The 26,027-nt window shown below is 60.9% G+C and carries 28 protein-coding genes and 2 pseudogenes; 14 read left to right on the forward strand and 16 right to left on the reverse strand.

Features of this window, described 5'->3' with window-relative positions:
* Positions 1 to 434: 434 nt before the first annotated feature.
* The 12 genes from AC1DPX_RS08805 to AC1DPX_RS08860 are packed head-to-tail and all read right to left on the reverse strand — an operon-like array spanning position 435 to position 12,345.
* Positions 435 to 689 carry a cytochrome C oxidase subunit IV family protein gene (locus tag AC1DPX_RS08805; protein ID WP_477235959.1) on the reverse strand — a complete coding sequence of 85 codons (255 nt, stop codon included), beginning with the start codon at positions 687 to 689 and terminating at the stop codon, positions 435 to 437.
* On the reverse strand, positions 686 to 1,324 hold the full coding sequence (locus AC1DPX_RS08810; RefSeq protein WP_441935522.1) for a cytochrome c oxidase subunit 3: 639 nt from the start codon (positions 1,322 to 1,324) through the stop codon (positions 686 to 688). Before AC1DPX_RS08810 ends, AC1DPX_RS08805 begins: the two co-directional genes overlap by 4 nt.
* Positions 1,324 to 2,964: a cytochrome c oxidase subunit I gene (gene ctaD / locus AC1DPX_RS08815; protein ID WP_477235960.1), complete on the reverse strand. Its 1,641-nt coding sequence runs from the start codon at positions 2,962 to 2,964 to the stop codon at positions 1,324 to 1,326. Before ctaD ends, AC1DPX_RS08810 begins: the two co-directional genes overlap by 1 nt.
* Positions 2,961 to 3,920 (reverse strand): cytochrome c oxidase subunit II, encoded by a 960-nt coding sequence (gene coxB / locus AC1DPX_RS08820; protein WP_477235962.1) that lies wholly within the window; start codon positions 3,918 to 3,920, stop codon positions 2,961 to 2,963. Before coxB ends, ctaD begins: the two co-directional genes overlap by 4 nt.
* Positions 3,917 to 4,672, reverse strand: a complete 756-nt coding sequence (locus tag AC1DPX_RS08825) for an SCO family protein (protein ID WP_441935528.1) — start codon at positions 4,670 to 4,672, stop codon at positions 3,917 to 3,919. Before AC1DPX_RS08825 ends, coxB begins: the two co-directional genes overlap by 4 nt.
* Positions 4,669 to 5,169: a hypothetical protein gene (locus AC1DPX_RS08830; protein WP_477235964.1), complete on the reverse strand. Its 501-nt coding sequence runs from the start codon at positions 5,167 to 5,169 to the stop codon at positions 4,669 to 4,671. Before AC1DPX_RS08830 ends, AC1DPX_RS08825 begins: the two co-directional genes overlap by 4 nt.
* A complete protein-coding gene (locus tag AC1DPX_RS08835; RefSeq protein WP_477235966.1) occupies positions 5,162 to 6,292 on the reverse strand; it encodes a hypothetical protein in 1,131 nt (376 codons plus the stop codon). Before AC1DPX_RS08835 ends, AC1DPX_RS08830 begins: the two co-directional genes overlap by 8 nt.
* Positions 6,289 to 6,828, reverse strand: a complete 540-nt coding sequence (locus tag AC1DPX_RS08840) for a c-type cytochrome (protein ID WP_441935534.1) — start codon at positions 6,826 to 6,828, stop codon at positions 6,289 to 6,291. The genes AC1DPX_RS08835 and AC1DPX_RS08840 overlap by 4 nt, the downstream gene beginning before the upstream one ends.
* The gene (locus AC1DPX_RS08845) at positions 6,825 to 7,352 is read right to left on the reverse strand and encodes a DUF3341 domain-containing protein (protein WP_477235968.1); all 528 of its coding nucleotides are present in this window, start codon (positions 7,350 to 7,352) and stop codon (positions 6,825 to 6,827) included. Before AC1DPX_RS08845 ends, AC1DPX_RS08840 begins: the two co-directional genes overlap by 4 nt.
* The gene (nrfD, locus tag AC1DPX_RS08850) at positions 7,349 to 8,728 is read right to left on the reverse strand and encodes an NrfD/PsrC family molybdoenzyme membrane anchor subunit (protein ID WP_441935538.1); all 1,380 of its coding nucleotides are present in this window, start codon (positions 8,726 to 8,728) and stop codon (positions 7,349 to 7,351) included. The genes AC1DPX_RS08845 and nrfD overlap by 4 nt, the downstream gene beginning before the upstream one ends.
* Positions 8,721 to 11,705, reverse strand: a complete 2,985-nt coding sequence (locus AC1DPX_RS08855; RefSeq protein ID WP_477235970.1) for a TAT-variant-translocated molybdopterin oxidoreductase — start codon at positions 11,703 to 11,705, stop codon at positions 8,721 to 8,723. The genes nrfD and AC1DPX_RS08855 overlap by 8 nt, the downstream gene beginning before the upstream one ends.
* Positions 11,689 to 12,345: a cytochrome c3 family protein gene (locus tag AC1DPX_RS08860; RefSeq protein ID WP_477235972.1), complete on the reverse strand. Its 657-nt coding sequence runs from the start codon at positions 12,343 to 12,345 to the stop codon at positions 11,689 to 11,691. The genes AC1DPX_RS08855 and AC1DPX_RS08860 overlap by 17 nt, the downstream gene beginning before the upstream one ends.
* 195 nt (positions 12,346 to 12,540) lie before the next feature.
* On the opposite strand from AC1DPX_RS08860, the gene AC1DPX_RS08865 reads away from it, so the two are divergent.
* The 10 genes and pseudogenes from AC1DPX_RS08865 to AC1DPX_RS08910 all read left to right on the forward strand — a co-directional run bounded on the left by AC1DPX_RS08865 (position 12,541) and on the right by AC1DPX_RS08910 (position 22,556).
* Positions 12,541 to 15,006, forward strand: a complete 2,466-nt coding sequence (locus AC1DPX_RS08865) for a membrane-bound PQQ-dependent dehydrogenase, glucose/quinate/shikimate family (protein ID WP_477235974.1) — start codon at positions 12,541 to 12,543, stop codon at positions 15,004 to 15,006.
* A 77-nt stretch (positions 15,007 to 15,083) separates the two neighbouring features.
* Positions 15,084 to 16,052 (forward strand): SDR family oxidoreductase, encoded by a 969-nt coding sequence (locus AC1DPX_RS08870; protein ID WP_477235976.1) that lies wholly within the window; start codon positions 15,084 to 15,086, stop codon positions 16,050 to 16,052.
* 10 nt (positions 16,053 to 16,062) lie between these two features.
* The gene (locus tag AC1DPX_RS08875) at positions 16,063 to 17,775 is read left to right on the forward strand and encodes an HAD family hydrolase (protein ID WP_441935546.1); all 1,713 of its coding nucleotides are present in this window, start codon (positions 16,063 to 16,065) and stop codon (positions 17,773 to 17,775) included.
* Positions 17,776 to 17,795: 20 nt separating this feature from the next.
* Positions 17,796 to 17,996: a hypothetical protein gene (locus tag AC1DPX_RS08880; RefSeq protein WP_441935548.1), complete on the forward strand. Its 201-nt coding sequence runs from the start codon at positions 17,796 to 17,798 to the stop codon at positions 17,994 to 17,996.
* 112 nt (positions 17,997 to 18,108) lie between these two features.
* Positions 18,109 to 19,302: an HlyD family secretion protein gene (locus tag AC1DPX_RS08885; RefSeq protein ID WP_441935550.1), complete on the forward strand. Its 1,194-nt coding sequence runs from the start codon at positions 18,109 to 18,111 to the stop codon at positions 19,300 to 19,302.
* Positions 19,299 to 20,891, forward strand: a complete 1,593-nt coding sequence (locus AC1DPX_RS08890; RefSeq protein WP_477235978.1) for a DHA2 family efflux MFS transporter permease subunit — start codon at positions 19,299 to 19,301, stop codon at positions 20,889 to 20,891. The genes AC1DPX_RS08885 and AC1DPX_RS08890 overlap by 4 nt, the downstream gene beginning before the upstream one ends.
* A 69-nt stretch (positions 20,892 to 20,960) precedes the next feature.
* On the forward strand, positions 20,961 to 21,278 hold the full coding sequence (locus tag AC1DPX_RS08895; RefSeq protein WP_441935554.1) for a plasmid stabilization protein: 318 nt from the start codon (positions 20,961 to 20,963) through the stop codon (positions 21,276 to 21,278).
* Positions 21,279 to 21,295: 17 nt separating this feature from the next.
* Entirely contained in the window at positions 21,296 to 21,739 is a 444-nt protein-coding gene (locus tag AC1DPX_RS08900) for a PPC domain-containing DNA-binding protein (RefSeq protein ID WP_477235980.1), read from the forward strand.
* Positions 21,732 to 22,163: a GFA family protein gene (locus tag AC1DPX_RS08905; RefSeq protein ID WP_477235982.1), complete on the forward strand. Its 432-nt coding sequence runs from the start codon at positions 21,732 to 21,734 to the stop codon at positions 22,161 to 22,163. Before AC1DPX_RS08900 ends, AC1DPX_RS08905 begins: the two co-directional genes overlap by 8 nt.
* A gap of 24 nt (positions 22,164 to 22,187) precedes the next feature.
* Positions 22,188 to 22,556: pseudogene (locus AC1DPX_RS08910) on the forward strand (HD domain-containing protein).
* A gap of 59 nt (positions 22,557 to 22,615) precedes the next feature.
* On the opposite strand, the gene AC1DPX_RS08915 reads toward AC1DPX_RS08910, so the two are convergent.
* The 3 genes from AC1DPX_RS08915 to AC1DPX_RS08925 all read right to left on the reverse strand — a co-directional run bounded on the left by AC1DPX_RS08915 (position 22,616) and on the right by AC1DPX_RS08925 (position 23,538).
* On the reverse strand, positions 22,616 to 23,026 hold the full coding sequence (locus tag AC1DPX_RS08915; protein WP_441935559.1) for a DUF427 domain-containing protein: 411 nt from the start codon (positions 23,024 to 23,026) through the stop codon (positions 22,616 to 22,618).
* Positions 23,027 to 23,107: 81 nt separating this feature from the next.
* On the reverse strand, positions 23,108 to 23,290 hold the full coding sequence (locus tag AC1DPX_RS08920; protein ID WP_477235984.1) for a hypothetical protein: 183 nt from the start codon (positions 23,288 to 23,290) through the stop codon (positions 23,108 to 23,110).
* A 59-nt stretch (positions 23,291 to 23,349) separates the two neighbouring features.
* The gene (locus tag AC1DPX_RS08925) at positions 23,350 to 23,538 is read right to left on the reverse strand and encodes a DUF2934 domain-containing protein (protein ID WP_477235986.1); all 189 of its coding nucleotides are present in this window, start codon (positions 23,536 to 23,538) and stop codon (positions 23,350 to 23,352) included.
* Positions 23,539 to 23,789: 251 nt separating this feature from the next.
* Here AC1DPX_RS08925 and AC1DPX_RS08930 point away from each other — a divergent pair, with 251 nt between their 5' ends.
* The 3 genes and pseudogenes from AC1DPX_RS08930 (at position 23,790) to AC1DPX_RS08940 (ending at position 24,839) form a co-directional block, all read left to right on the forward strand.
* Complete coding sequence (locus AC1DPX_RS08930) at positions 23,790 to 24,050, forward strand: hypothetical protein (RefSeq protein ID WP_477235988.1); 261 nt, start codon at positions 23,790 to 23,792, stop codon at positions 24,048 to 24,050.
* 119 nt (positions 24,051 to 24,169) lie between these two features.
* A pseudogene (locus tag AC1DPX_RS08935) lies at positions 24,170 to 24,271 on the forward strand (MgtC/SapB family protein); the annotation flags it as partial.
* 55 nt (positions 24,272 to 24,326) lie between these two features.
* Positions 24,327 to 24,839, forward strand: coding sequence for an MgtC/SapB family protein (locus AC1DPX_RS08940; protein ID WP_477235990.1), 513 nt, complete (start codon positions 24,327 to 24,329; stop codon positions 24,837 to 24,839).
* A 38-nt stretch (positions 24,840 to 24,877) separates the two neighbouring features.
* Here AC1DPX_RS08940 and AC1DPX_RS08945 read toward each other — a convergent pair whose 3' ends face one another.
* Positions 24,878 to 25,306: a DUF6894 family protein gene (locus AC1DPX_RS08945; RefSeq protein ID WP_477235992.1), complete on the reverse strand. Its 429-nt coding sequence runs from the start codon at positions 25,304 to 25,306 to the stop codon at positions 24,878 to 24,880.
* On the opposite strand from AC1DPX_RS08945, the gene AC1DPX_RS08950 reads away from it, so the two are divergent.
* On the forward strand, positions 25,305 to 26,024 hold the full coding sequence (locus AC1DPX_RS08950; RefSeq protein ID WP_477235994.1) for a Crp/Fnr family transcriptional regulator: 720 nt from the start codon (positions 25,305 to 25,307) through the stop codon (positions 26,022 to 26,024). The genes AC1DPX_RS08945 and AC1DPX_RS08950 overlap by 2 nt on opposite strands.
* Positions 26,025 to 26,027 lie beyond the last annotated feature (3 nt).

Here is a 26,027-nt window from a genome sequence, read left to right on the forward strand (position 1 = left end):
CGTTCGCGCCCTAAGCGAAAGCGCTCAGCTGTAATCCCGGTTGACCCTTGCTTTGGCTATGTCAGTCCACGAAGGCAACCAAGCCAAACGGCATTCTCGGGTGTTTGGTGTACGGAACCGCGTGCGGATTTCTATTGTGCTGATAACGCTCCACTAGCAGTGACTGCACCTTTTCCAACGGTGCGGACAATGTCTGGTTTACAGTCAGTGCAGAGCTGAACTCTAGGTCCGATATTGGGCGCTAAGCTGTCGTATGGCCAGTCAAATGCATAAATCCGGTTCTGGTAGGCGAACGCCTTCAAGGTTCATTGCTCCTGGGAAGTTGGTGTACGTGTTGGTGGGCCTGTAGGACATCCTCCGGGCGGCGATTTCATTGGTTTTCATGGGCCAGAATCTGAAATCCGTACTGCTTCGTATTGTCCTGCGACCACATTTCACTGCCCAACGAACGCCAAGCCAAACAGAATGGCCATCCACAGGCCCGTCGCGGCAACGGCAAGGCGCGGTAGGATGCCCTCTTCCGCCAACTGCATGAACAGAATGGCTATGATGACGGCCTTGACAGCGGCTATCGCGAGATTGAGCGCGGAGTTCAGCCCGCCGAGGTCGAGGAAAGACGAGCCGACCGTCAGAGCCAACAGGGCCAGCAGTCCGCAATAGGCTAATGTGAGTTTGCGAAATTCGGTCATCGGTTGATCAGGTAGAGAATTGGGAACAGGAAGACCCAGACGATGTCGACGAAATGCCAGTAGAGACCGATCGCCCGCACGCGGCGGAGCCGGCTGGACTGCGTCGCGCGCGGCCAAAGCACCAGCATGCCCGCGATGACGACGATGCCGCACATGAGATGCAGCGCGTGCAGCGACGTCATCGCGAAATAGAGGCCGAAGAAGAACTCGGCGTGCGTGGGATCGGGTCCATCATAGGTGAACGGGGCGCCAAGCACCGGAGCGACGCCTTCGCGGAATTCCATCGTGTATTCCGCTGCCTTGATGCCGAGGAAAGCCAAGCCCAACAACGCCGTTCCAGCGAGCGACCAGGTCGATGCGCGCCAACGGCTCCTCCTGGCGAAGAGATGGGTGAGCGCCATGGCGAAACTGGACGAGATCAGCACGAAGGTGTTCAGCGTGCCGAGTGGGAGCGATAGGTGGTGTGATGCGGCGGAAAAGGCCGGCCCGTAGCTGATCCTCGCGATGAGGAATACCAGCAGGATCGCACCGAAAAGCATCGCTTCCGACCCGATGAAGATCCACATCGCAAAAGTATCGGCAGCCTGTTCGCGGGCCGGCGTGTCGAAGGCAACGCTTTCGGTCGGCGCGCCCATCAGGCTTCGTCCTTGTGCGGACTGAACTTCTCGTGTTGCAGCCCCTTCATGTCGTAATCGTAAGCAGGACGGCTGACCTTCGGCATGACGTCGAAATTTTGCGGCGGCGGCGGTGAAGCAGTCCGCCATTCCAGCCCTGTCGCGCCCCACGGATTTGCGGGCGCGCGGGCGCCGCGAAACAGCGACCAGCCGAGATAGAACAGCGGCATCAGGTAGCCCACCGCCAGCACGACGGCGCCGGCGGAGGACAGGATGTGCCAGAACTGAAACTCCGGCGGATAAGTGTGATAGCGTCTTGGCATGCCGAGGAAGCCGAGCACGAACTGTGGGAAGAAGGTGAGGTTGAAACCAAGGAAGGTCACGGTCGCGGCAATGCGTCCGCAGGTCTCGGAATACATCCGGCCGGTCAGTTTGGGCCACCAGAAGTGCAGCCCGGCCATGTAGGCTGTCACCATGCCACCGACCATGATGTAGTGGAAATGCGCGACGACGAAGTAGGTGTCGTGGACATGCACATCGATGGCGAGCGCCGCCAGGAACAGGCCCGCCAGTCCGCCGAAGGTGAACAGCGCCAGGAAGAACAGCGCGTAGAGCATCGGCGTCTCGAAGGTGATCTCGCCCTTGCGCAATGTCAGGCTCCAGTTGAAGACCTTGATCGCGGAGGGAATTGCAACGCAAAACGAGAGGAACGAAAACAGCACCCCGGCATAGGCCGACTGGCCGGAGACGAACATGTGATGGCCCCACACCAGGAAGCCGAACACCGCGATTGCCATCGACGACAGCGCGACAGCCTTGTAGCCGAACAGCGGCCGCCGGCTGAAGCAGGGCAGTACTTCCGAGACCACGCCCATGCCGGGCAGGATCATGATGTAGACGGCGGGATGTGAGTAGAACCAGAACAGATGCTGGAAGAGCAGCGGGTCGCCACCCAGCGCCGGGTTGAAGATGCCGATGCCGAACACACGCTCCAGCACGATCAGGATCAGCGAGGCGGCGAGCACCGGTGTTGCCAGCACCATGACCAGCGCGGTCGCATACATCGTCCAGACGAAGATTGGCAGCCGGAACCAAGTCAGCCCTGACGCCCGCAGCGTGTGAATGGTGACAATGAAATTGATGCCGGTCATGATCGTCGAAAAGCCGACGATGAAGACGCCAAGGGCCGCCATCGAAACGAAGCCGTTGGCGTAGAGCGTGGAGAGCGGTGTGTAGAAGGTCCAGCCGGTATCGACGCCGCCAAAGACCACAGAAGCCAGGGCAAACAGGCTGCCCAGGATGAAGACATACCAGCTTGCCAGATTGAGGCGGGGAAAGGCGAGATCCCGGGCGCCGATCATCAGCGGCAGAAGGAAATTGCCGAGCGTGGCGGGGATGGATGGCACCAAGAAGAACCAGACCATGATGATGCCGTGCAGGGAAAACAGCCGGTTGTAGGTGTCATCCGAGACGAGGTCGCCGGCAGGTGTCGCAAGCTCTATGCGTATGAGAACGGCAAAGGCGCCGCCGAGGAAGAAGAAGGCAGTGAGTGAGATGAGATAGAGCCAGGCGACGCGCTTGTGGTCGGTGGTCAGCAGCCACGCAGCAGGACCGGCACCCTCCCCCAGATAGCTCGATGGCCTCAATGCCTCGGTGCTCATTGAACTGCCTCGCTCTTGGCTGCCGCGCGCGGCGACAGGGATTTGAGATAGGCGAGCAGCATCTGCATCTCCCCCTCATCGACCACGCCGTCGAAACTCGGCATCACTGGATCATAGCCGGCGGCGATTTCCTTTTTCGGATTGAGGATGGAATCGCGGAGATAGCGGTCGTCGGCGATGACCGTCTGCTGATTGTCCAACGCCACCGGCTGTCCGAAGATACCGGCCAGATCTGGTGCCCTAACCTTGCTGGCATTGCCGTGGCATCCCGAGCACCCCAGTGCGCGAAACAGCTTTTCACCGTCGGCGGCAAGCGTGTCGCCCTGCCCCTGGTCGCTGAGCCACGCAGCATAGGCTTCCGGCGTCATCACCGTCACCCAGCCACCCATTTCGGAATGTTGTGTCCCGCAATACTGCGCGCAGAACAGATGGTAACGACCGGGCTCGTCGGCGATGAACCAGACATGCGTCGTGCGCCCCGGCACGGCATCCTGCTTGACCCGGAAGGCCGGCACGAAGAAGGAGTGGATGACGTCCTGCGACGCCAGCGACACGATCACGGCCTTGCCGACCGGCACATGCAGTTCGTTGATTTCACGCTGGCCGCCGGGATGGCGAAACTCCCACATCCATTGCTTGCCAAGGCCAGCGATTTCGAGCGCGTCGATGGGCGGATGCTCGCGACGCAGGAACAGCACGGCGCCCCAACCGAAGATGACGAATGCGATCAGCAAGCTGACGACTGTCCAGGCCACTTCCAAGGGCAGGCTTCGCGTCCGTTCGCCGGTCCGGTCGGCCTTCGAACCGGCACGGTATTTGATGGCGTAGAAGACGACGAGGCTGGCCAGGAAGAGACCTAGTGCGAAGGTGAAGGCCAGCAAGGTGTAGAACAGCGTGTCGACGCTGCTGGCGATCGACGACGCCTCGGGCGATGTGAAGGGGATGCCGAAGCTCAAACCCGCCTCCGTCGCGTAAGTATGAAAAGGCTGACGCCAAGACCCAAGAGTGTCGCTGCCCCTGCCATCTTCACAGCCGCCTCTATCGCGGACGTGTATTGCCCTTTCGACGTATCGAAGCCGGCGCAGAGCAGGAAGATATGGTCCGCGATCGAGCCCAGCCGGCCGGCCGATGCTTCGACGAGAGCAAGCTTGAGATCGCGCGGTTCGAAGTTCAGCGCCGGCAGCACCCGTGCGATCCTGCCCTGCGGCGTCAGTGCGATGACGGCGATCGGATGGACATATTGGGCGATCCGATCGCGCCGATCGAAGGTGATGCCGGCTTCGGCTGCAAGCGCGGCACCGGAATCGTCAGCGCTGGTTAGGAACCGCCAAGCCGCCAGCCCCTCCTCACCAGCGGACGGCGCGACTTCGGCTCGCGCCGTGATCGCGTCCTGAGTGGTTTCGGACGGATCTATCGAGACGAAAAGCGCCCGGTAGGTCTGGGGATCGAGGCCCGTCTTGTTCAGGTCCGAGGCAACCGCCTGCTGGGTGACGCCGCACAGATTGGGGCATTTGTCGTAACCGAAGATGACAAGCGCCGGTCGGCCGCCGAGAATTTCGGACAGTTGGCCCTCTCGGCCCGACGCATCGCGAAAGACCTTGTCGAGACCGAGCTGCGCGCCGATATGCGGATCGAAGGATGGGCGCCCTACCGCTCCGGCCGCGTTTGAAGCGAGCAGCACAGCCAGGACCAGGAGTGAGCGTATCATGGCCGCACCGCAGGGGCCGGCGCGACAAGGTCTTGCGGTCTCGCCGCGTCAATGTGGAGTGCCGGATCAGCAGCCGTGTTGCATTTGTGGGCTTGGGGCGTCCGGGGGACCTGCTGCTTGAGCAAAGCACAATCCTGACCTGTCGAAACGACTTGATTCGCCCAGTCCGGCAGTCCTTGAACGGTGACCAGTTTCATCGCGTCTCGGATCGGGATGCGTGCGATGCCGGCATTGCGGTCGACCCAATCGAGCTTTTCGAGTTCCGCGTCTTCCTGCTTGCGGAATGCAGCAAGGTCGGTTGCCGGCTCCCGTTGCAACATTGGATTTGTTTCACTGCTGTCCGCCCCAGCATATGTCAGCGGCCAGTATGGCGTCGTATTGAAAATCAGCTTCAGCGCTATCGCGGCCAGCGCCAGGAAGACGAGCAAGCCGGCGCCGAAGAGCAGCAGCGCCCGTGGCCGTACATCGCGCGTTTCGGGATGCAAGGCCTTAGCCACGGACCTGCCTCCCGCGCCAGAATGAAATCCGGTTCGGCTCTGACAAGGTCCAAAAGAACCAAGCGCACCACGCGCCACCGGCACCCGTGATGGCCGTCAGGTTCGTCCACGATATCGGCGCCGACAGAGCCGGGCGGATGCGCCAGACGACGTCGGCGAAATGTCCGGCCAGCACAAGCGCCCCAAGGCCGAGCAGGCCGCGATGACTGCGCTTGGCCGAGCGGTTGAGGAAGCCTGCGAATGGGACAACGAATTGCAGCGCGATCAGCAGCCACAGCAGGTATTGCCAGGCATGCTGGCTGCGGAGGATGTACCAGTGGATTTCTTCCGGCAGGTCGCCGGCCCAGATGATGAGCCATTGCATGAAGGACAGGTAGGCCCAGATGAGCATGAAACCGAACAGCATGTTGGCGACGTCTTCGCCCAGCGCCGTATTGTCCTCGCCGCCCGGCATCGTCTCGATCGCACGGCCCGCGGCCAGTACAGCCAATGCCAGTGCGCAGGCGCCGACGACCTCTGCTGAAGCCTCCAGCATGGCGTAAATCGTCGAATAGAAATCCGGCTCGATCGATAGCATCCAGTCGATGGCAAACACGGTCACGGCGAGGCCGTGAACGATGAGCCCGATTGCATAGGGACGGCTCGTTGTGGCTCTTGCCCTGTTTTTATCTGGCGCTGTCCATCCAAGGATCAGCCAGCCAAGCACCAGCCAGATCAAGGCGCAGACGATGGAGCGAATGATGAAGAACGGCACGTTGAGATAGGCAAGCTTTTGCCGCACCGTCTCCGGCAGCATGGTTGGGTCTGTTCCCGCCCATGGGAAAACCAGATCAACCCGTGTGACAACAGGCAAAAGCAACAGCAGGGCCAGCGGCAAGGTCGCGACAAGGGCCCGTAACGGCGCGCGCAGAGCTTCGCCCCAGCGACCGCCGGTCAATCCATGCACCATAAGGATCGTCATCGCCCCAAGCGGCAATCCGAGCAGGAAGAGCGCGACCGTCAGCCACCCGGCCAGCGTGCTCCGCGGATCGACGAACAGTCCAAGGCAGCACAGCACAAGCCCACCGGAGGCAACCAAGGCGGCGACAGCGACATAGCCATCGGGCCATGCGGGACGCGTCATCGCGTTGCCTCCGCATCCAGTTTCGCACGAAGATCGTCAGGCAATGCACTCGCAGGTGCATATCGTGAATATTGCAGCGTCCTGATGTAGGCGACGATCGCCCAGCGGTCGTTCGGGGGCACCCGCGCGGCATAGGAATACATGGCGCCATAGCCGTTGGTGATGACGTCGTAGAAATGTCGATCCGGCGCGTTGCGCAGCGCGTCCTGGTGATAGCTCGGCGGCGCCGGAAAGCCGCGCTTGACCACCATGCCATGGCCGTCACCGGTGCGGCCGTGACAGGGCGAGCAGAATATGTCGAAACGCTGCTGGCCACGCTGGAGCAGCGCCATGGTGATTGGATAGGGAATGCTGTTGGGCGTTGGGGTCAGGTCAGCGTCGCGCGTCACTGTACCTTCAACCGGTGTCCTCGCCGACATGCCGTCGGCGAACTGCGTGCTGCTCGCGAGCGGATTGTAGCGCGGCTGGTCGGCCATATCCTGCTTGCAGCCGGCGATCAGCGCTAAGAGCGACAAAAGGAGCGTCGGTGGCCTCATGCGTGGACCTCCTCGACCGTTTCGGCGCCAAGCCGCGTCAGCTGCGCTTTCGTGACGCCCTTCCGAAATTTCGGGTCGGCCGCTTCGACGAGCAGGTAGAATTTGCCGCCACGTGCATAGGTGAAGGTCTTGGCGTTGAAGACCGGGTGATAATATTGTGGCAGCCCGTTGGCCCAGAGCATGCCGGCGAAGCCGGCCAGCGCGGCCCCCAGAATGGCCGCCTCGAACGCGATCACCGTGAAAGGCGGCCAGGAGTGCAGTGGCCGACCCCCGACATTGAGAGGATAATCCACCTCGACCGAATAGAGGATCAACGCATAGACCAGCAGCCCGCCGGCAACAGCACCGATCAGCACCACCCATGGCAGTCGCGTCTTGCGCATGCCGAGAATGTCGGCAAGGCCATGTACCTCATATGGCGAGAACGCGTCCATGCGCCCGTAGCCCTTGTCGCGCATCGTCCGTGCCGCCAGCGTCAGCGCTTCCGGATCCGCGAATGCCGCTATGACACCATAGAGGCTCATGCCGCGCGGCCCTTCTCTTCGGCCAGTTCCTCGACTTCGAAGATGGTAATTGCCGGCAGGATACGGATGAACAGGAAGACGAGCGCGAAGAAGGTGCCGATCGAGCCGAACAGGATGCCGAAGTCGAGCCAGGTCAGCGATTGTTCGCCCCACGAGGACGGCAGGTAGTCGCGGCTCGGGCCAGTGACGACGATGACATAGCGCTCAAGCCACATCCCGACGTTGATGACCAGCGCGATGGAAAACAACAGCGGCATGTTGAGCCGCACACGGCGAAACCAGAGAAGCTGGAGCACGACGCAGTTGCAGAACAACATCGTCCAGAACAATGGCGCGTAGGGGCCGACCGCGCGCTGCGCCATCATGGCGCGCTCGTAAACCTGCCCGGAATACCAGGCAAAGAACGCTTCGGAGGCATATCCGTAAATGACGATCATGCCGGCTGCGATCATCAGCTTGGCGGCGTTGTCCATGTGCCGCAGCGTGATCAGATCCTCGACCGCGAATGCCCAGCGCAAGGGGATGGCGATCGTCAGCACCATGGCGAAGCCGGACAGTAGCGCGCCGGCGACGAAGTAGGGAGGGAAGATCGTGGAGTGGTAGCCGGGCGTGATGGCGAAGGTGAAATCGAGCGCGACGATCGAATGCACCGAAACGACGAGCGGCGTCGCCAGCGCCGCCATCAGGAAATACACAGTCTGATAGCGTGCCCAATGGAAGGCCGATCCACGCCAGCCGAGCGCCAGAATGCCGTAGAAGACTTGCCCTGCGCGCGAGGTGGCCCGGTCGCGTAGCACGCCGAGATCGGGCACCAGACCCATGTACCAGAACAGCAGGGACACGGTGGCATAGGTAGAAATAGCTGCAAAATCCCAGACCAGCGGGCTACGCCATTGTGGCCAGTGCATGTGGGTGTTGGGCAGCGGCAGCAGCCAATAGAAGAACCACGGCCGGCCAAGATGCAAGATGGGGTAAAGCCCGGCCATTGCGACGGCAAACAGCGTCATTGCTTCCGCGAAGCGGTTGATCGAGGCGCGCCAGGGTTGGCGCAAAAGCAGCAGCACGGCCGAGATCAGCGTGCCGGCGTGACCAATACCGATCCACCAGACAAAACTCGAGATCAGCGTGCCCCAGACAACAGGGATGTTGATGCCGTAGGCGCCGACACCGACCGAAATCAGGTAGGTGATGGAAAAGAGGAACAGCAGCACAAAGGCGAAGCAGACGAAAAAGGCGGCCCAGAACAGCCGCGGCAGCTTTCCGTCCAGAACAACGGCGCTGATGCGACCGCTGATCTCCGGAAAATAATGGCGGCCGCGCAGCACAGGCTGCCGCGATGGCGCCTTTCGGCCTCTGGCAACGGACGCGTCAGCCATTGCCGGTCTCCGCGCCAGGCTTGCCGGAAATTTGAGTGTTCGGGTTGGTGATTTTGCCGAGATAGGTGGTGCGCGGCCGCGTGTTGAGCTCCTCCAGCAGCGCATAATTGTGGGGCATGCTCTTTTCGCGCGCGACTTTCGAACCCTTCTTGCTAAGGTCACCAAAGCTGATCGCCTGGGTCGGACAGGCTTGCTGGCAAGCGGTGACCACTTCGTCGTCAGCGATCTCCCGGTTCTCGATCTGGGCGCGGATGCGTTTCTCGGAAATTCGCTGGACGCAATAGGTGCATTTTTCCATGACGCCGCGTGAGCGCACGGTGACATCGGGATTGTGCACGGCCTGCTGCGGCCCGGCAGAGTCCTTGTCGAAGTCCTGGTAGCCGAAGAAATTGAAGCGCCGCACCTTGTAGGGACAGTTCTGCGAGCAGTAGCGCGTGCCGATGCAGCGGTTGTAGACCTGCGCGTTCAGCCCGTCATGCGTATGGATGGTCGCGTTGACCGGACAGACGACCTCGCACGGCGCCCTCTCGCAGTGCATGCATGGCACCGGCTGGAAAAACATGTCGGGATCGTCGACGGTGCCCTCGTAATAGCGGTCGATGCGCAGCCAGTGCATTTCATGGCCGCGTATCGCCTCATCGGGACCGACGGTCGGGATGTTGTTTTCGGCCTGGCACGCCGAAACGCACGCCATGCAGCCGATGCAGGCCGACTGGTCGATCGTCATCCCCCAGGCTTCCTGATCGTACGTCCAGTCGGGATACAGGGACTCGGTGGGCGACGCCGGCACATTCTCGCGCACGAAATATGGATTGTCCCTAAAGGTGCCGAGCGTCGCATGACGCACGATCGCCCTGCCCTCCATCGCCTGATGGTGCTGGGTCGTGATCACACGCGCTGACCCTTCGCGCGGGGTTAAAACGTGGTCATCGGCAAACCAGGGAGCGCCGGCGGTCCGCAGGGCAAAGGCATCGTAACCACCAGCCAGCGCAGCGACCGATCCGACCTTGCGACCAAAGCCCAGTGATAGTGTAACGGTCTCTTCCGGCTGACCCGGCGTGATCCAGACCGGCGCATCGATATCCTTGCCGTTGCGCGCCAGGTTGATCACCTGCCCGTTCTCGAGCCCCAGACGCTCAGCGGTGGCCGGCGAGATCAGCGCCGCATTGCCCCAGACAAGTTTGCTCAGCGGCCGAGGCAGTTCCTGCAACCAGGAAGAATTGGCGTGGCGGCCGTCACGCAGCCAGGGATCGGCGACGAAGCGGACCTCCAATCGATCGGCAATGGAGGCTTGAGGAACAGATCCGCCAATATCTGACGGCATGGTGACGGTGACGAGAGCGGCGGCACTGTCCGGGACCACACCGTCACGCAGCGTCTTGTGCCAGGCCGGCTCGTCCAAGGTCTTCCACGTCGCGCGCACCAGTGCCTGCCCGTCAGCGTCGTAGTCACCGCCGAGCGCGGCTAGCAGCTGATGCAGGCTCTTGCCGCCAAACAAGGGCTGGACGAGCGGCTGCACGATCGAAGCCCTGCCGTCATAGGCGCGGATATCGCCCCAACTTTCCAGTTCGTGCGTGGCGGGAAGGTGCCAGTGCGCCAGAAATGCCGTCTCGTCGCGGTAGAGCCCCCAGTGGACAAGAAGCTTTAACCTGGAGAAGGCCTTGCGGACATCGATGTCCGATGGCGCGGTCTGCAGCGGATTGGAGCCGAACACGACGACCATGTCTACGGAACCGCCTGCGATGGCTTGGCAGAGCGCCGCAAGGTCACCATCGCTTGGCATGACATCAGGAGGCTCGATGAATTCCAGCGTGTTGCCGATGGCACCAAGCCTGGCATTGAGGGCAAAGGCCGCAGCATTGACGAACGGCGTTTGATGCGCCCCCGGCACCACCAGGGCGTTGCGGCCGGCGCTGCGGAGATCATCGACCAGCGCAATTGTCCACGTTGGCTCGAGCGGCGACGGACCGGCTGTCACTTTGTCGCCTTCGAGACCCGCTTTGAGCGCAGCCGCAATACCCTCTAACGCACCTGGCCTGACGGCACGACGATGATCGGCCGCCGCACCCGTGATCGTCGGCGTCGACTCGATGACGTAGAGACGGCTCATCGTGTCGGTCGATTTACGCATGCGTCGCCGGTTGGCGAAGTCTCGGGCATAGGCCAGACGACCTGGCCCTTCCCCCAGAAAGTCTGCATCCAGACTGACGATCACATCGGCGCGATCGAAATAGTAGATTGGCGTCAACGGCTTGCCGAACAGTTTCGCCGCTGCCTGCTCGCCGGAATTGGCCGCGAGCGCATTGTGTTGGAAGACGCGGAGATTGGGATATCGGTTCTTAAGCGCTTCAATCTGAGCTTTTGCTGTCGGTGATGTCGTCGCTTCGATCAGCAGAGCCAAGCCTTGTCCGCCTGAGGCCGTCCATCCACCGGCAAGCCCGGCGGTATCTTTCAGAAAGTCATCGTAGCTGGCCGGCTCGCCTTGCTTGAGCGGCGTACGCGACCGTTCTGGATCGAACAGCGACAACACCGCAGCCTGCATGACGGCATCGGTTGCACCGTGTGATGCCGGGTGATCCGGATTGCCCTCGACCTTGGTCGGCCGGCCTTCATGGCACTCGACAACAGCGCCGATGCCGTAGCCATCACTGGAGAGAGCTGTCGCGTAGTAGAGCGGCTTGCCGGGAATGACATTTTCCGGCTGGCGTACATAGGGCACGATACTTTCAGCCTCGCTGCAAGCAGTCAGGCCGGCAAGCGACAACGACGCTCCCATCAGCTTCAACATCATGCGGCGGTCGACAGTGAGCGGCATGCGCTCCGCAATTGCGGGAAACTCAGCTTCGACAAAGCGTTGAAATTCCGCGCTATCAGCCAGTTCATCCAGGCTTCGCCATGGTTCACGCCTCGCAGCGGCGAGCCGAAGTGCGGCAAGGTCGGAAGCCGCGACCGGCTTGATGTCAGCGGTGGCAGACATAGCAATCCGTCATGGTCTGGGTGTGAATGTCGAGAATGCTGATCAGCGAGCGCCTGACGTCTTGGACGTCTTGCGGCGGTTTCCAATGCATGAGGAAAACATCATGCGGCGGGCGAAGATTCGGGCCGGGATCGCGGTGGCAGCCGAGGCACCATTCCATCGACAGCGAATGCGCCTTTTGCATCAGTGGCATATCGTCGACCTCGCCGTGGCAGGTCTCGCAGGCGACACCCTTGGCGATGTGGATCGAATGGTTGAAGTAGACGTAGTCCGGCACCGAATTGACGCGCTGCCACTCCAATGGCTGTCCTGAAGCCAGACTTGCACGCACCGGCGCCAGCATGTCTGCATTGGTGAAGAGCTGCGAATGGCAGGTCATGCACACCTCGGTCGCAGGCAGTCCCGCCGAAGCTGATGTCTCCACACCGCCATGGCAATAGCGGCAGTCGAGCCCGATTTCGCCGACGTGGTGCTTGTGGCTGAAGGGGACTGCCTGGGCTATCGGTTGCCCGACCCCGGTGACGAAGCCGGAGCGCAAAAGCGCTGTTCCTCCGATAGCCACCACCATGGCGAAAATACAAGCTCCCCACAGCACGAAGCGGGCAATCCCATTGGCGTTGCTGGAAAAGACCTGCGGCATCCCCCTCGCCGATTTGCATGAGCAAGCTTGTGGATCGAGCGCCTAACGACGCCGATGTGGCAAAGGTTCCGTCAGGACGGACTGCTCACAAAATGGTGAGCCGCGAGCGTCTCCGAAAATCAGAACCGTTCGCAACCATGTGTAACGGCCGGCGTTCGGGATGATCACAATTGATCCGCATACGGAAATCTTGCCATGCCCCAAGTCGCCGCCGACCCAACCTCCACTCAGGCCCGCCGTTCCGGCCTCGCCTTCTGGTGGACCATGTTCGTGGCCATGTTGCTGGTGATCCTTGGCTTGCTGATCGGTGCCGGCGGCGCCTGGCTGATCGCGCTGGCCGGCTCGTGGTACTATCTGCCAACCGGAATTGCGCTGCTGGTAGCAGGCGCTCTTCTTATGAGCGGCAATGTCGCCGGAATCTGGCTTTACGTTCTGACCTGGATTGCCACGCTGGCCTGGGCCTATTGGGAAGTCGGCATGGACGGCTGGGGACTGGTGCCCAGGGTGCTGGCGCCGACGGTCGTCCTGGTTTTCGTGCTGTTGACCCTGCCCGCCTTTGGCCACGGACGCGCGAGGCGGCTTGGAGACGGCGGTTACGCGGCCGCATCGGCCGTTGTTCTGGTCCTCGCCTGCGCACTCGGGCTTCACCATTTCACCGTGGCGGCACAGTCCCAGGAAGCTCCGGCTCCAACCGGCTCGCCGGTGCCGAACCAGGCGAGCGCCACTGCCGCATCCGGTCAGACCGATTCAACGGTGCATCCAGCCGGGCCCGATTGGCCGGTCTATGGTGGCTCGGAACTGGCAGCCCGTTACTCGCCGGTAAAGCAAATCAACGCAGACAACGTTTCGCAGTTGACCACGGTCTGGGATTTCCACACCGGCGACATGCCTGACAAGGCGGCCAAGGATAAGTATTCGCCCGAAAACACGCCGCTCGAAGTGGGCGGTCACCTTTATGCCTGCTCGGCCAAAGGCATCGTCATCTCCGCCGACGCTGCCACCGGCAAGGAGGACTGGCGCTATGATCCGAAGGTCTCTGATGACGCCATTCCTTATGGCGCCAGTTGTCGCGGTGTCGCCTACTACGCCAAGCCGGGCGCCAGTGCGGACCAGCCCTGCGCTACGCGCATCGTCTGGGGTACGCTCGACGCCAGGCTCATTGCCATTGACGCTATGAACGGCAAACTCTGCACCGATTTCGGCCAGCAAGGCATAGTCGACCTCACGCAAGGGCTGGGGAAAACGGTACCAGGCTGGTACTCCGTGACCGCACCGCCGACCATCGTGCGCGGCATCGCCGTGCTGGGTGCGCAGGTTCAGGACGGCCAGGCCGAGGATGCGCCATCGGGTGTCGTGCGTGGTTATGACGTGGTCTCGGGCAAACTCGTCTGGGCCTGGGATATGGGCCATCCCGACCGCACAGGCGCGCCGCCGGAAGGCGACACCTATACGCGCGGCACGCCGAACATGTGGACGGTCGCAGCGGCCGATCCGCAACTCGGCTACGTCTATCTGCCGCTTGGCAACGCCGCCGTTGATTACTATGGCGTCGATCGCAAGGATTTCGAAAACCAGTACAATTCCTCGATCGTCGCCATCGACGTCACGACAGGAAAGCCGGTCTGGCATTTCCAGACCGTTCACCACGATCTTTGGGACTACGACCTCGGTTCGCAGCCGACGCTCGTCGATGTCCCGACAGACGCCGGCAAAGTGCCCGCGATCATCGTGCCGAGCAAACAGGGTCAGATCTACGTACTCGACCGCAAGACGGGCAAGTCGCTCTTCCCGGTCGAGGAGCGGCCGGTGCCATCCGGCGGCATTGAACCCGACAAGCTGTCGAAAACCCAGCCCTATTCCGGCTATGCGCATCTCGACCAACCGGTGCTGACCGAAAAGAAGATGTGGGGCATGAGCCCGCTTGATCAGCTGTACTGCCGCATCCAGTTTCGGCAAGCTTTCTACCAGGGAGAGTTCACCCCACCGACGGTCGACAAGCCCTTCATCGAATATCCCGGCTACAATGGCGGTTCCGACTGGGGCAGCGTTGCGGTCGATACTAACGACGGCATCCTGATCGCCAACTACAACGACATGCCGAACTACAATCAGTTGCTGCCGCGCGAGAAAGCCGACCAGATTGGTTTCAAGTCGATCGAACAGGGCGGCGGTTCCCAGAAATCGAAGGATATGGGCAACCCGCAGATGGGATCTCCCTACGCCATAGCAGTCAACGCCGGCTGGCGGCTATCGACCGGATTGCTTTGCTCCGAACCGCCATACGGCCACATACGCGCCATTGATCTGAAAACGGGCAAGACGCTGTGGGACGAGCCGCTTGGCAGCGCAGTCAACAACGGGCCGTGGGGCATACCGTCGATGCTGCCGCTCGACATCGGCACGCCCAACAATGGCGGGCCTCTGGTGACGGCGGGCGGCCTGATCTTCATCGCCGCGACAACGGACAACAAGCTGCGGGCCATCGATATCAAGACTGGTAAAGTCGCGTGGCAAACGGACTTACCTGCCGGTGGTCAAAGCACGCCAATGACCTATGAGGTCGACGGCCGGCAGTACGTCGTCATAGCTCCCGGCGGTCATCATTTCATGGAGACGAAGGTCGGCGACGATGTCATCGCTTACGCGTTGCCGAAAGGCTGACCAAGGCTCTTTCGACATGCTGTGCAAACCTTTTTGCTCGCCGCACGTTCTCTGTTCTCCAAACCGAGGAGACAGCCATGCAAACGAAGTCGCAGACATCAGCGGAAGCCGCCAAGCAACGCCATATCCAGCGGGGCATCGACACCAAGGACAAATCGAAAGGCAACGGCAAAACTCACGCAATGCAGGCCGGTGCTCGCACTTATCCGGAGCCACCTTTCCCCAAGCAGCATCAAACCAAGCCTGGGCATGAATGGGCGGTCGAGCCAGCGCCACTGTATGATGCGCCGTATTATCTCGGATCAAAAAAACTCGACGACAAAGTAGCCCTCATCACGGGCGGCGATTCCGGCATTGGCCGCTCCGTCGCGGTGCTCTTCGCCCGCGAAGGGGCCGATATCGCGATCGTCTATTTGGCTGAAGACAAGGACGCCGAAGAGACCAAGGCCGCTGTCGAAAAAGAAGGCCGGCGGTGCATGCTGGTCAAGGCCGACGTTAGCAAGCGCAAAGATTGCCGCGGCGCGGTGGCAGACATTGTGAAGGAATTCGGCCGCATCGACGTGCTGATCAACAATGCTGCTTTCCAGATTCACTCCACCGATTTCAGCGACCTGACCGAGGAACATTTCGACACGACGTTGAAGACCAATCTTTACGGCTATTTCCATATGGCGCAGGAAGCCGTGCCGCACATGAAACCGGGTTCGGCAATCGTCAACACCGGATCGGTGACCGGCATCGATGGCTCGAAGGCACTGGTCGACTATTCGATGACCAAGGGTGGCATTCACGCGTTTACGCGCGCCCTCTCAGGTAATCTCATCGGCAAGGGCATTCGTGTGAACGCGGTTGCGCCGGGACCGGTGTGGACACCCCTCAATCCCTCGGACAAGGAAGCCGATGACGTGTCGAAATTCGGTGCGGACACGCCCATGAAACGGCCGGCGCAGCCGGAAGAACTCGCCCCGGCCTATGTGTTCCTGGCCYCGTCGCAGTGCTCGAGCTACATCACCGGCGAAATCCTGCCGGTTGTCGGCGGCTACTGAGGCCAAGGCGATGTATTTCATTGCATTGGCGACAGACTATGACGGCACGCTGGCGCATGATGGGATCGTCACCAAGAAAACACTTGCGGCGCTCGAGCGATTCAAGAAAAGCGGCCGCAAGCTTATTTTGGTCACCGGGCGCGAGCTGCCCGACCTCAAGCGTGTGTTTCCCGAAATTGGCCTGTTCGACAAGGTCGTCGCCGAAAACGGCGCGCTGATCTACACGCCTGCAAGCGAGGAGGAACGGAAGATATCACCGTCGCCCGATCCCAAATTCGTCGCCAGGCTGAAGAAGGCCGGTGTCAAGCCCTTGTCGGTCGGCAGCTCGATCGTCGCCACCTGGGAACCGCACCAGGCGACCGTGCTCGAAATTATCAAGACGATGGGGCTGGGGCTCGATATCATCTTCAACAAGGGCGCCGTTATGATCCTGCCGAGCGGTGTCAACAAGGCCACCGGACTGGCCGCGGCATTACAGGACCTTCGGCTGTCGCCGCACAACGTCGTTGGTGTCGGCGATGCCGAAAACGACCATGCTTTCCTCAAGGTTTGCGGCTGCAGCGTCGCCGTCGACAACGCGATCCCCGCCGTCAAGGACACCGCCAATTTGGTCATGCGCGGCGCACGCGGAAAGGGCGTCGAGCAACTGATCGATAGAATGATCAAGCGCGATCATGGGATCGTGTCGAGGCGCCATGACGGCATCGTTCTCGGATCGGCCGGAGGCGACGACACCTATCTGTCGCCGACAGACACGGTCCTAATCGCCGGCAGCTCTGGCATAGGCAAATCCACATTGGCGACCGCGCTGACTGAACGCTTTGTCGAAGGCAAGTTCCAGTTCTGCGTCTTCGACCCCGAAGGCGACTATGACGGGCTTGAGGGCGCCGTCCGGCTGGGTGATGGATCCACACCACCAACCAAGGCGCAGGTTCTGGACCTGATTGCCAAGGCCGACAGCAATGTCGTCGTCAATGGACTGGCGCTGCGTGTCGACGAGCGGCCGGATTTCTTTGCCAACCTCCTGCCCGACCTCGGCAGTTTTCGCAGGCGTACGGCGCGACCACAATGGCTCGTCATCGACGAAGCCCATCATCTTCTGCCCAAGCGACGCGACGATACGCGCGCGATCCTGTCCCTAGAGTTGCCAGGCACCATCCTGATCACGGTTCATCCCGAGGCGATCTCGACCGACGTCTTGCGTCTGGTGACGGCTGTCATCGCGCTTGGTCCCAAGGCGAAGGATGTCGTTAAGGCCTTTTGTCACGAGACCGGCATTGAGCCGCCGAAAGAGTTACCCAGGCCGAAGGGCTCACGCGTGCTGTTCTGGCGACCGCAGTCCGGCAAGAAGCTCAAGACGGTGAAGGTCACGGAGCCACGTCAATCGCTCAAGCGGCACAGCCGCAAATATGCCGAGGGTCAGCTCGATGAAGCCGGCAGCTTCTATTTCCATGGCCCCGACAATGCGATGAATCTTCGGGCTCACAATCTGATGATCTTTGCCCAGATCGCCGATGGTATCGACGACAAGACCTGGGAGTTCCATCTGCGCGCCGGCGACTATTCGCAATGGTTCCGCCATCAAATCCGCGACAAGGATCTCGCCCGCGAAACCGCCGAGGCGGAAAAGGACAAGAAGCTCTCGGCCGAGGAAAGCCGGAAACGCGTGCTCGACGCCGTCCGCCGGCGGTACACGGCGCCGGCGACCGCGCCCGAGGGGTAGCGCGAGACAGGAGACGACCCGTGAGCGACGATCGGCATGATGATCCCGGCGACGACAGGCGCAGCCAGCCTGCCTACAGCGAAGACGGCCCCGTGTTCTCGGCGCAGCAGGCGCGACAGGGCGAGATCATCCTGCGGACCCGCACGCGTCGTATCATCTTCATCGCGGGCTTGGTTGGCATCCTGGTCCTCGCGGTCGTGGTCAGGTTCGCAATCGGCTGATTGACCTTACCTGATGCGCAATCCTGTCGGCTGGTCAGGAACTTTTCCAAACAGTTGTCGTTAACTCGCCGCTGCCAAAAATTGCGGTCGGCGCTTTCTTGAGAGTTCTCCCGTGGACGCGAAAACCGAAATCAAAGAACCCGGCGAAACCAGCGATGCGCGCGGCTCATCGCACAAAGTCAAATCCGACGCCTCGCCAAAACGCAGCAAGGATGCAACTGAGGCCGACGATCCAAAGGCCAAAGAGCCCGACGAGCAGGCGGAAAAACCAAAGCCCAGCCTGCTGAGTTTCCCAAGGAGACACCCGTTCATCTCCATCGCGATCCTGATCGTGTTGCTGCTCGCTGCCATCGGGCTGGTTCTGTGGTGGCTGAACGCGCGCCAGTATGAATCGACTGACGACGCCTTCATCGATGCCCGCACCGTAACGATCGGCGCCGAGATATCGGGCCGCATTACCGATGTTGCGGTGACCGACAACCAGCCGGTCAAGGCCGGCGACGTGCTGTTGCGCATCGACGATAGCGACTATCAGGCGTCGCTCAAGCAGGCGGATGCAGCAGTCGCATCCGCGGAGGCCGATATCGTCGACGTGGCGGCCCAGATCGAGGCTCAGAACGCCAAAGTCGATGAAGCGCAGAAGCAGGTTGCGCAGGCTCAGGCCGCGCTTGATTTCGCCAAGGCCGAAGACAAGCGCAACAGCGAACTGCTGGCGAAGGGCGCGGGCACACAGCAGCAGGCGCAGCAGGCCTCATCTACCTTGCGGCAGGATCAGGCGGCATTCGACAGTGCCGAGGCCAGCGTCGCCGCCGCCAAGAGCCAGATCACCGTGCTGCAGGCGCAGGGTAAGAGTTCCCAGGCGAAGCTCGAACAGTCCAAGGCCAGCCAGGACCAGGCGCGCACGACCTTGTCGCGTGTCACCGTGGTGGCCCCTGTCGCCGGTCGCGCGACCAGCATTTCAGCGGCCAAGGGCACTTATGCCCAACCCGGCCAGGTGCTGATGATGTTCGTGCCCGACGATGTCTGGATAGAGGCCAATTTCAAGGAAACGCAGATCGATCTGATGCGGCCTGGCCAGCCCGTCGACATTGATATCGATGCCTATCCGGACAAGACATTCCGGGGTCGCGTCGACAGCATCCAGGCCGGCAGCGGCACGGCGTTCAGTGTACTGCCAGCAGAGAATGCGACCGGCAATTTCGTCAAGGTCGTGCAACGCGTGCCGGTCAAGATCGTGTTCGACAACCCGCCGGACGTGCTGCTTGGACCGGGCCTTTCCGTCGTGCCAACGGTCAAGGTGCGGTGAGCGATCAGGCACAGACGCAAGGCGACGAGAGCCGGTCGGCGGCCGGCGGCCGCAATCCGTGGATCATCGCAGTCGTCGTGTCGATCGCCACCTTCATGCTGGTGCTCGACACATCCATCGCCAACGTCGCGTTGCGCAACATCGCCGGCAGCCTGGCGGCGGGCATGGACGAGAGCACGTGGATCATCACAACCTATCTCGTCGCCAACTCCGTGATCATTCCGGTCAGCGGCTGGCTCGCCAGCGTCATTGGCCGCAAGAGCTATTACATGATCTGCGTCGCGACCTTCACGCTCGCATCGCTGCTTTGCGGGCTCGCGACAAACCTGCCGATGCTGATCGTCTTCCGCATCCTCCAGGGGCTCGGCGGCGGCGGCATGGCGCCGAGCGAGCAGTCCATTCTCGCCGACACGTTCCCGCCGGCCAAGCGTTCGCAGGCCTTCGCGCTCTACGGCATCGCCGTCATAGTCGCGCCAACCGTCGGACCGACAATCGGCGGCTGGCTGACCGACAATTTCTCCTGGCACTGGATCTTCTTCATCAACGTGCCGTTCGGCATCATGTCGCTCGCCCTTGTTCAATGGCTTGTCGTCGAACCCGACGTGCTGGAGCGCGAACGCAAGGAGCGGCTCGAGGGTGGCCTGAAAATAGACTGGGTCGGATTCATCCTGGTCGCGACGGCCCTAGGCTGTCTGGAAATCTTCCTTGACGAGGGCCAGCGCAATGACTGGTTCCAGTCGAGTTTCATAACCACCTTTGCCGTCATCTCGGCAGTCGCATTCCTCGTCCTCATCCCATGGGAATTCCGCAATCGGGATCCGATCGTCGATATGCGTCTGATCTTCAGCCGTCAATTCGGCACCGCGTTCACGGTGATGATGGCTGTCGGCGCCGTCCTGTTCAGCACCACCCAAATATTGCCGCAGTTGCAGCAGGAGACATTCGACTATACCGCGACGCTTTCGGGCCTTTCGATGATGCCGGGCGGCATCGCCATGCTGATGCTGATGCCGATCTCTGGCTTCGCCTCCGGCATGGTGCAGCCCAAATACCTCATCATGATTGGCATGGCGGCCGTGGCGGTTGGGCTGTGGCACCTGACGACGCTATCGGGCGATGCCGGCTTCAGCTATTTCGTCTACGCTCGCATTTTCATCACCATTGGGTTGCCCTTCCTGTTCATCCCGATCTCGACGGCTGCCTATGTCGGGTTACCGCCGCAAAAGACCAATCAGGCCTCCGCGCTGATCAACGTGGCGCGCAACATCGGCGGCAGCATTGGCGTGTCGCTGTCCAACACCGTCATCGCGCAGAACGCGCAAATCCATCAGTCGAACCTGGTGGCCCATACCGCGCAATCGTCGCCCGCCTACCAGAACGCACTCCAGCAGGCGACGCAGCATTTCGCTGCACAGGGCGCTTCGATGATAGAGGCCAAGCAGCAAGCGATCGGCTGGCTGGCGCAGATGATCGGGCGTCAGGCATCCCTGCTCGCCTATATCGATGTCTTTCGCTACAGCGCCATAATCACAGCCCTTCTGGTGCCGATCGCCCTGCTGCTGCGCTCGCCAAAATCCGAAAAAAATTAGCCCGCGATCCGCGGTTGGAACCTGAGGGGCGGCATGACGTTCAAGCTCCGTTGAAGAGGAGAAACCGCCATGCCACGAGGCGACAAATCGAAATACACTGACAAGCAGGAACGCAAGGCCGATCACATTGCCGAAGGCTATGAGAAGCGCGGGGTTTCCGACAAGGAAGCCGAACGGCGCGCATGGGCGACCGTCAACAAGGACGACGGCGGCGGCAAGAAGGAAGGCGGCTCCGGACGCGGAGAGCACACGGGTCATCCCGCAGCCCACAAGGGCGGCAAGATCGGCGGCAAGGCATCAGCTTCGCGTTCAGCCTCAAGCCGGTCGGAATCGGCAAAGAAGGCCGCGGCAACCCGCAAACGCAATGCCGAACATCGCGCTCATTAAACGATCTGGATAGAGCTATGAAAGCGCAGCTCGTCAACGAAGTCGGTGAACAAAGAACCTTCGTCGTGGTGCTCGATCCCGGCGAAGAGGCATTTGGTGTGCTGACCGCATTTGCCGCTGAGCAAAGGATTGGCAGCGCTTCCCTGACAGCCATCGGTGCGTTCGAAAGAGCCACCGTCGGCTGGTTCGACCTGAACACCAAGTCCTATCGCAAAATCCCCATTGACGAACAATGCGAAGTGCTGAGCGCGATCGGCGATGTTGCGCTGGGGGACGATGGAAAATCCAGCCTCCACGTCCATGCGGTGCTTGGATTGAGCGATGGGACCACCAGGGGCGGGCATTTGCTTGAGGGCATTATTCGGCCGACGCTTGAGGTGACATTGGTGGAATCGCCTGGCCATCTGCGTCGCCGCAAGCGTGCCGGATTGGGCGTCGCTCTGATCGATCTGGATGGCTAACGCCGGCAGCCCGGATTCCGACAACGGCATGGCCATGATCGGTGGCTGTCTTTGCGGCAATATCCGTTTCAGCGTCACCAGCGAACCGAGAGTCCACTACTGGCATTGCGAGATGTGCCGGCGCGCGACCGGCAGTGCCTTCGCGGTGCTGGCATGGTTGCCGTCCGAATGCGTGACCTGGACTGACTCAGCACCAACCTATCGCCGGTCATCGCCGATTGCCCAAAGGGGGTTCTGCCCGGCCTGCGGCTCGCCGCTTACCCTCGCTTACGACGCTTCACCCGGCGAAATCGCTTTGCATGTCGGCACATTCGACGATCCGGCGTGCCTGGAACCTCGCTACAATTATGGATCGAGGCAGCGGCTCGGTTGGGTTTGCTGCGGATTGAACCTGCCACACCACGACACCGAAGAGCGATGGTGAAGTCATGCCACGGAGCCGCAGCAGATGAGCATTTTCTACCGGGCAGCCAAGATTGCCGAGGAGGTTCACGCCGGCCAGCACGAAAAAACAGGGCGGCCCTATATCGAGCATTGCCGCCGTGTCGCCGATGCCGTCGAAACCATCGACCAGAAGGCTGTGGCCTACCTCCATGACGTGCTGGAAAAGGTGATGGCTGGAGCCGGACCAGGATCGAGCAGGCAGGTTTTGGTCCAGCGATTGCTTCTGCAGTCGACGCCATGTCGCGCAGGGATGGCGAGGATTACTTTGTATTCGTGCGGCGCGCGGCATCCATTGGCGTTTCCGGTCAAGCGCGCGGATCTGCAAGACAACATTTGGCAGTCGCAGCAGATCGGAGCGTCGGCGTCCAAATAGAAAGAAGGACTACGAATCCTCGATAAGGAATTCCTGAGCCGCTAGCCCACCCTTCATTCCTACTCGATCACATGAGGCGTATGCCGCTTGTCTTCCGATGGCTCGACATCGATCCGCACCTTTTCAGGATCGAACGCGCCGTGACCCACGATCGCCCTCGCCGCAGTGTCTGGTGTCTCATAGGCCCACAGGACGTCGTCCGCCGAACTGCCCACGGCATGGACGCGCCAATAGCTTGCCGTGCCTTTCAGCGCACATTCGCTCGTGGTGTTGGTCTTTTCGAAAAGCTCGAAATAGATGTCCTTGAACGGGATATAGAACACCGGTTCGTGTCCTTGTTCCCGCAGCACCTTGGCACGGTCCGTAGCGGCGACGATGGCATCGGAAAATTTCACCGTCACCGTGCCAGCAAACGGTTCTATCACCAGGTGACCTTGGTGGCGTGTTGTGGTGGCGATTGAAGCATGCATATCGGTTCTCCTGCTGTTGCCAGGTGTTGCGGCTCAAAAACGGGCGACGGACAACACCAACGTGGCGTTACGGGACGAGGGTCATTTACCAGCCGGCGCCATGGCCGGTTGATCGCCACCAGTCGTCGATTTGGGTCTGGCGTCTTGGTCGACCGGTGGGTTCTTGTTGATGGTGTCGGTGTTGGCCTTTGTCGGCTCGGTGCTGTTGTCGCAGGCAGCAAGCGCCAGACCAGCGACCAAGATCAGCAATGACAAGGGTCTCATTGTCGAGGCCTCCTCTGGTTGATATCGACAAATGAAGCTCCGGCGGCCGGGCCAGGCCTTCAACCGCTGGTGCTTTTCGACCCAACTCCAACCACTGGAGCGGCTTCCCTGCGTTCAGTCTCTGGGCCTTCCGCTTCTATTTCCTGCACTGCTTGGTCCCAGTGCTCCTGATCACGGCCGGCTGGGCGCCCTTCGCGCTCCCAGATTTCGTAGGCTCGCCGTTTGATGCGCTCTTCCCTGCTGTCCATGGCTTGATCCTCCGATCCTCCAACTCCAATTCGGCAGGATATTTTTTGTTCCTCTCTGGCCGCGAGGAGAACGGCTGGAGCGCTGATATCTGTCAGATGAGTTCGGTTGGTAATTTTCGTACAACAATTTTTCCGTGACACTCCTACGCTGGCAGATTTATGAATTGGCTCGGCGCACGGGCAACCACCCCATGCCTGCCGCTATGCCTGATTGTCCGCAGCGCGGGCTGTTGCGATGCCACGGTGACGCCATGCGAGAATTACCGAAGGACATTGACGCTGACGTGGTGATCGAAATCGGCAGGCTGCTCGACGAGAATGCCGCGTTCGTTCCCGTCCGGGTCCATGAGCTTGCAGCGAGGGTGAGGCGGAAAGTGACGACACGGTTGCCGGACTCGTCGATCGAGGAACTGATCGTCGAGATGGCCTCGGCGCGGCAGCTGGCCATGGCGTTCGATCTGCCCGACACCGAAAATGTGGTGCAAATCCCCGTGCACCGCCCGAAACGCTAGAACAGCTGCCCAATTCCAGCCTGAGTCCTACCAACCGGCCGCCGAGCGGCACGGAGAACTTAACGTGCGGCCAGGCATTGGATTTGCACAATAGTTGACCTTCGAGCCCAGGCCTTTCGATGCCTCTTAATCCCGACTGGCAAGATATCGCCGCGCGCCTAATTCTGATTGTGATTGCCGGCGCGCTGATTGGATTGAACCGCGAGGTGCGCAGTCACTCAGCCGGTTTCAGAACGACCATTCTGGTCGGTCTGGCCGCCGCTCTCACAATGGTCCATGCAAATATCCTACTCGGCGTCTGGCAAGAATCCGGATTCATTTGCCTCCATGGATGTGTTGCGCTTTCCACTTGGCGTGTTGACGGGAGTCGGATTCATCGGCGGCGGCGCGATTCTTCGCCGTGGCGATCTTGTGAGTGACGTCACCACGGCCGCCACTCTGTGGGTGATGACGGCGATCGGCTTGGCATTCGGAGGTGGTCAATATGGATTGGGGACGGCCGGAACTTTGCTGACTTTGCTGACGCTTCTTGTCCTGGAGTGGATCGACGTGCGTATTCCACGCGACCATCGTGCTGATTTGGACATCATCTGGAAAGGCGGCAAGGCAGGCGACCTGTCGGACATCATCGAGCCGCTCGGATATCGGGCACGCCTGGTGGGCACTGAGCGCCGCCGAGATATCGAGAGCCAGGTGTTTTCCTTCGAAATCGGCTGGACGCGAGCTGACCACAGCCGGCCACCAACCGATCTGCTGGAACTCGTGGACAAGCATTGCGAGATCACATGATTCCGTCTCGTCCGCGAGCCCATGCATTGATGGCGTCGTCAGCTGCTCCAAGCGGCGTTGAGCGTAAGCGACGCTTCGAACGCCTCTGTTCCAGCTTCATCGCGCATTTTGACGGTTATCTTGACCAGGTCACGATCCGGCATCTCGTCGCGCGCCACGTCATGCAAGATGCGAAGTGCTTCAGCTCTTGCGCGATCCCTGGATTCGAAAAATTGGCCGGTCTCGTCCGCAACCAGCCCATCACTGTTGTAAAGATCGAAATAGTAGCGTTTCATTCGTCTCTCGCCGGAAAGCTCCAACGTTCTAAATACGTTGAAATGGTTATTGTTCCCGTCCAAATCGGCGTTTCCGCGAAAACCGGCGCAGCCTGTCAAACGAGAGCGTTCGTCCTTCTCCCGATGGTTAAGGTTTTGAGCTCTCACACACAGGCGATCGCCGTCCCACGTCGATTGCCGCGAGGTAGCCATGCTGGAATCCCTTTATCTGCAACTCGGCCAGCATGACGAGCTGTCGAACGAAGAGAAGGCTCTGCTGGTCGAGACAATCGCCTTTGGAAGAGATTTTGAAAAGGGTCAGGATCTCGTCTCGACTGGCTCGCGACCAGCCTACAGCACCATGTTGCTCGACGGCCTCGCGGCACGCTACAAAGTGCTCGAGGATGGTGGCCGGCAGTTCACCTCCCTGCAGGTGCCTGGCGACTTCGTCGACCTCCACGCCTTTCTGCTGAAGACAATAGACCACGGCATCGTTGCGCTCTCGCCTTGCCGTGTCATGTTCGCGGACCACAGCAAGTTGAGGACAATTACCGAACGCGCCCCGCACCTAACCCGCTTGTTGTGGCTCGACACGCTGGTCGACGGCGCCATACACCGCGAGTGGATCGTGGCAATGGGCCGCCGCTCCAAGACCTCGCATCTGGCTCATCTCATCTGCGAGCTCTTCTTGCGCCTGCGGGTGGTCAAGCGCACTAGCGGCATGAGCTTCAACCTGCCTCTTTCGCAAGCCGAGATGGCCGATGTGCTGGGGTTGTCGGTGGTGCATATGAACCGGGTGATCGGATCCCTGAAAAAGACAAAGGTAATCACCTGGACGAACCACACAGTCACCATTCTGGATTGGGATCAACTTGCAGAGCTCGCTGAGTTCGATCCAACGTATCTGAGCATGAACAACGAACCCAGATAGGGC

The organism is Mesorhizobium sp. 01N446 (assembly GCF_056399285.1).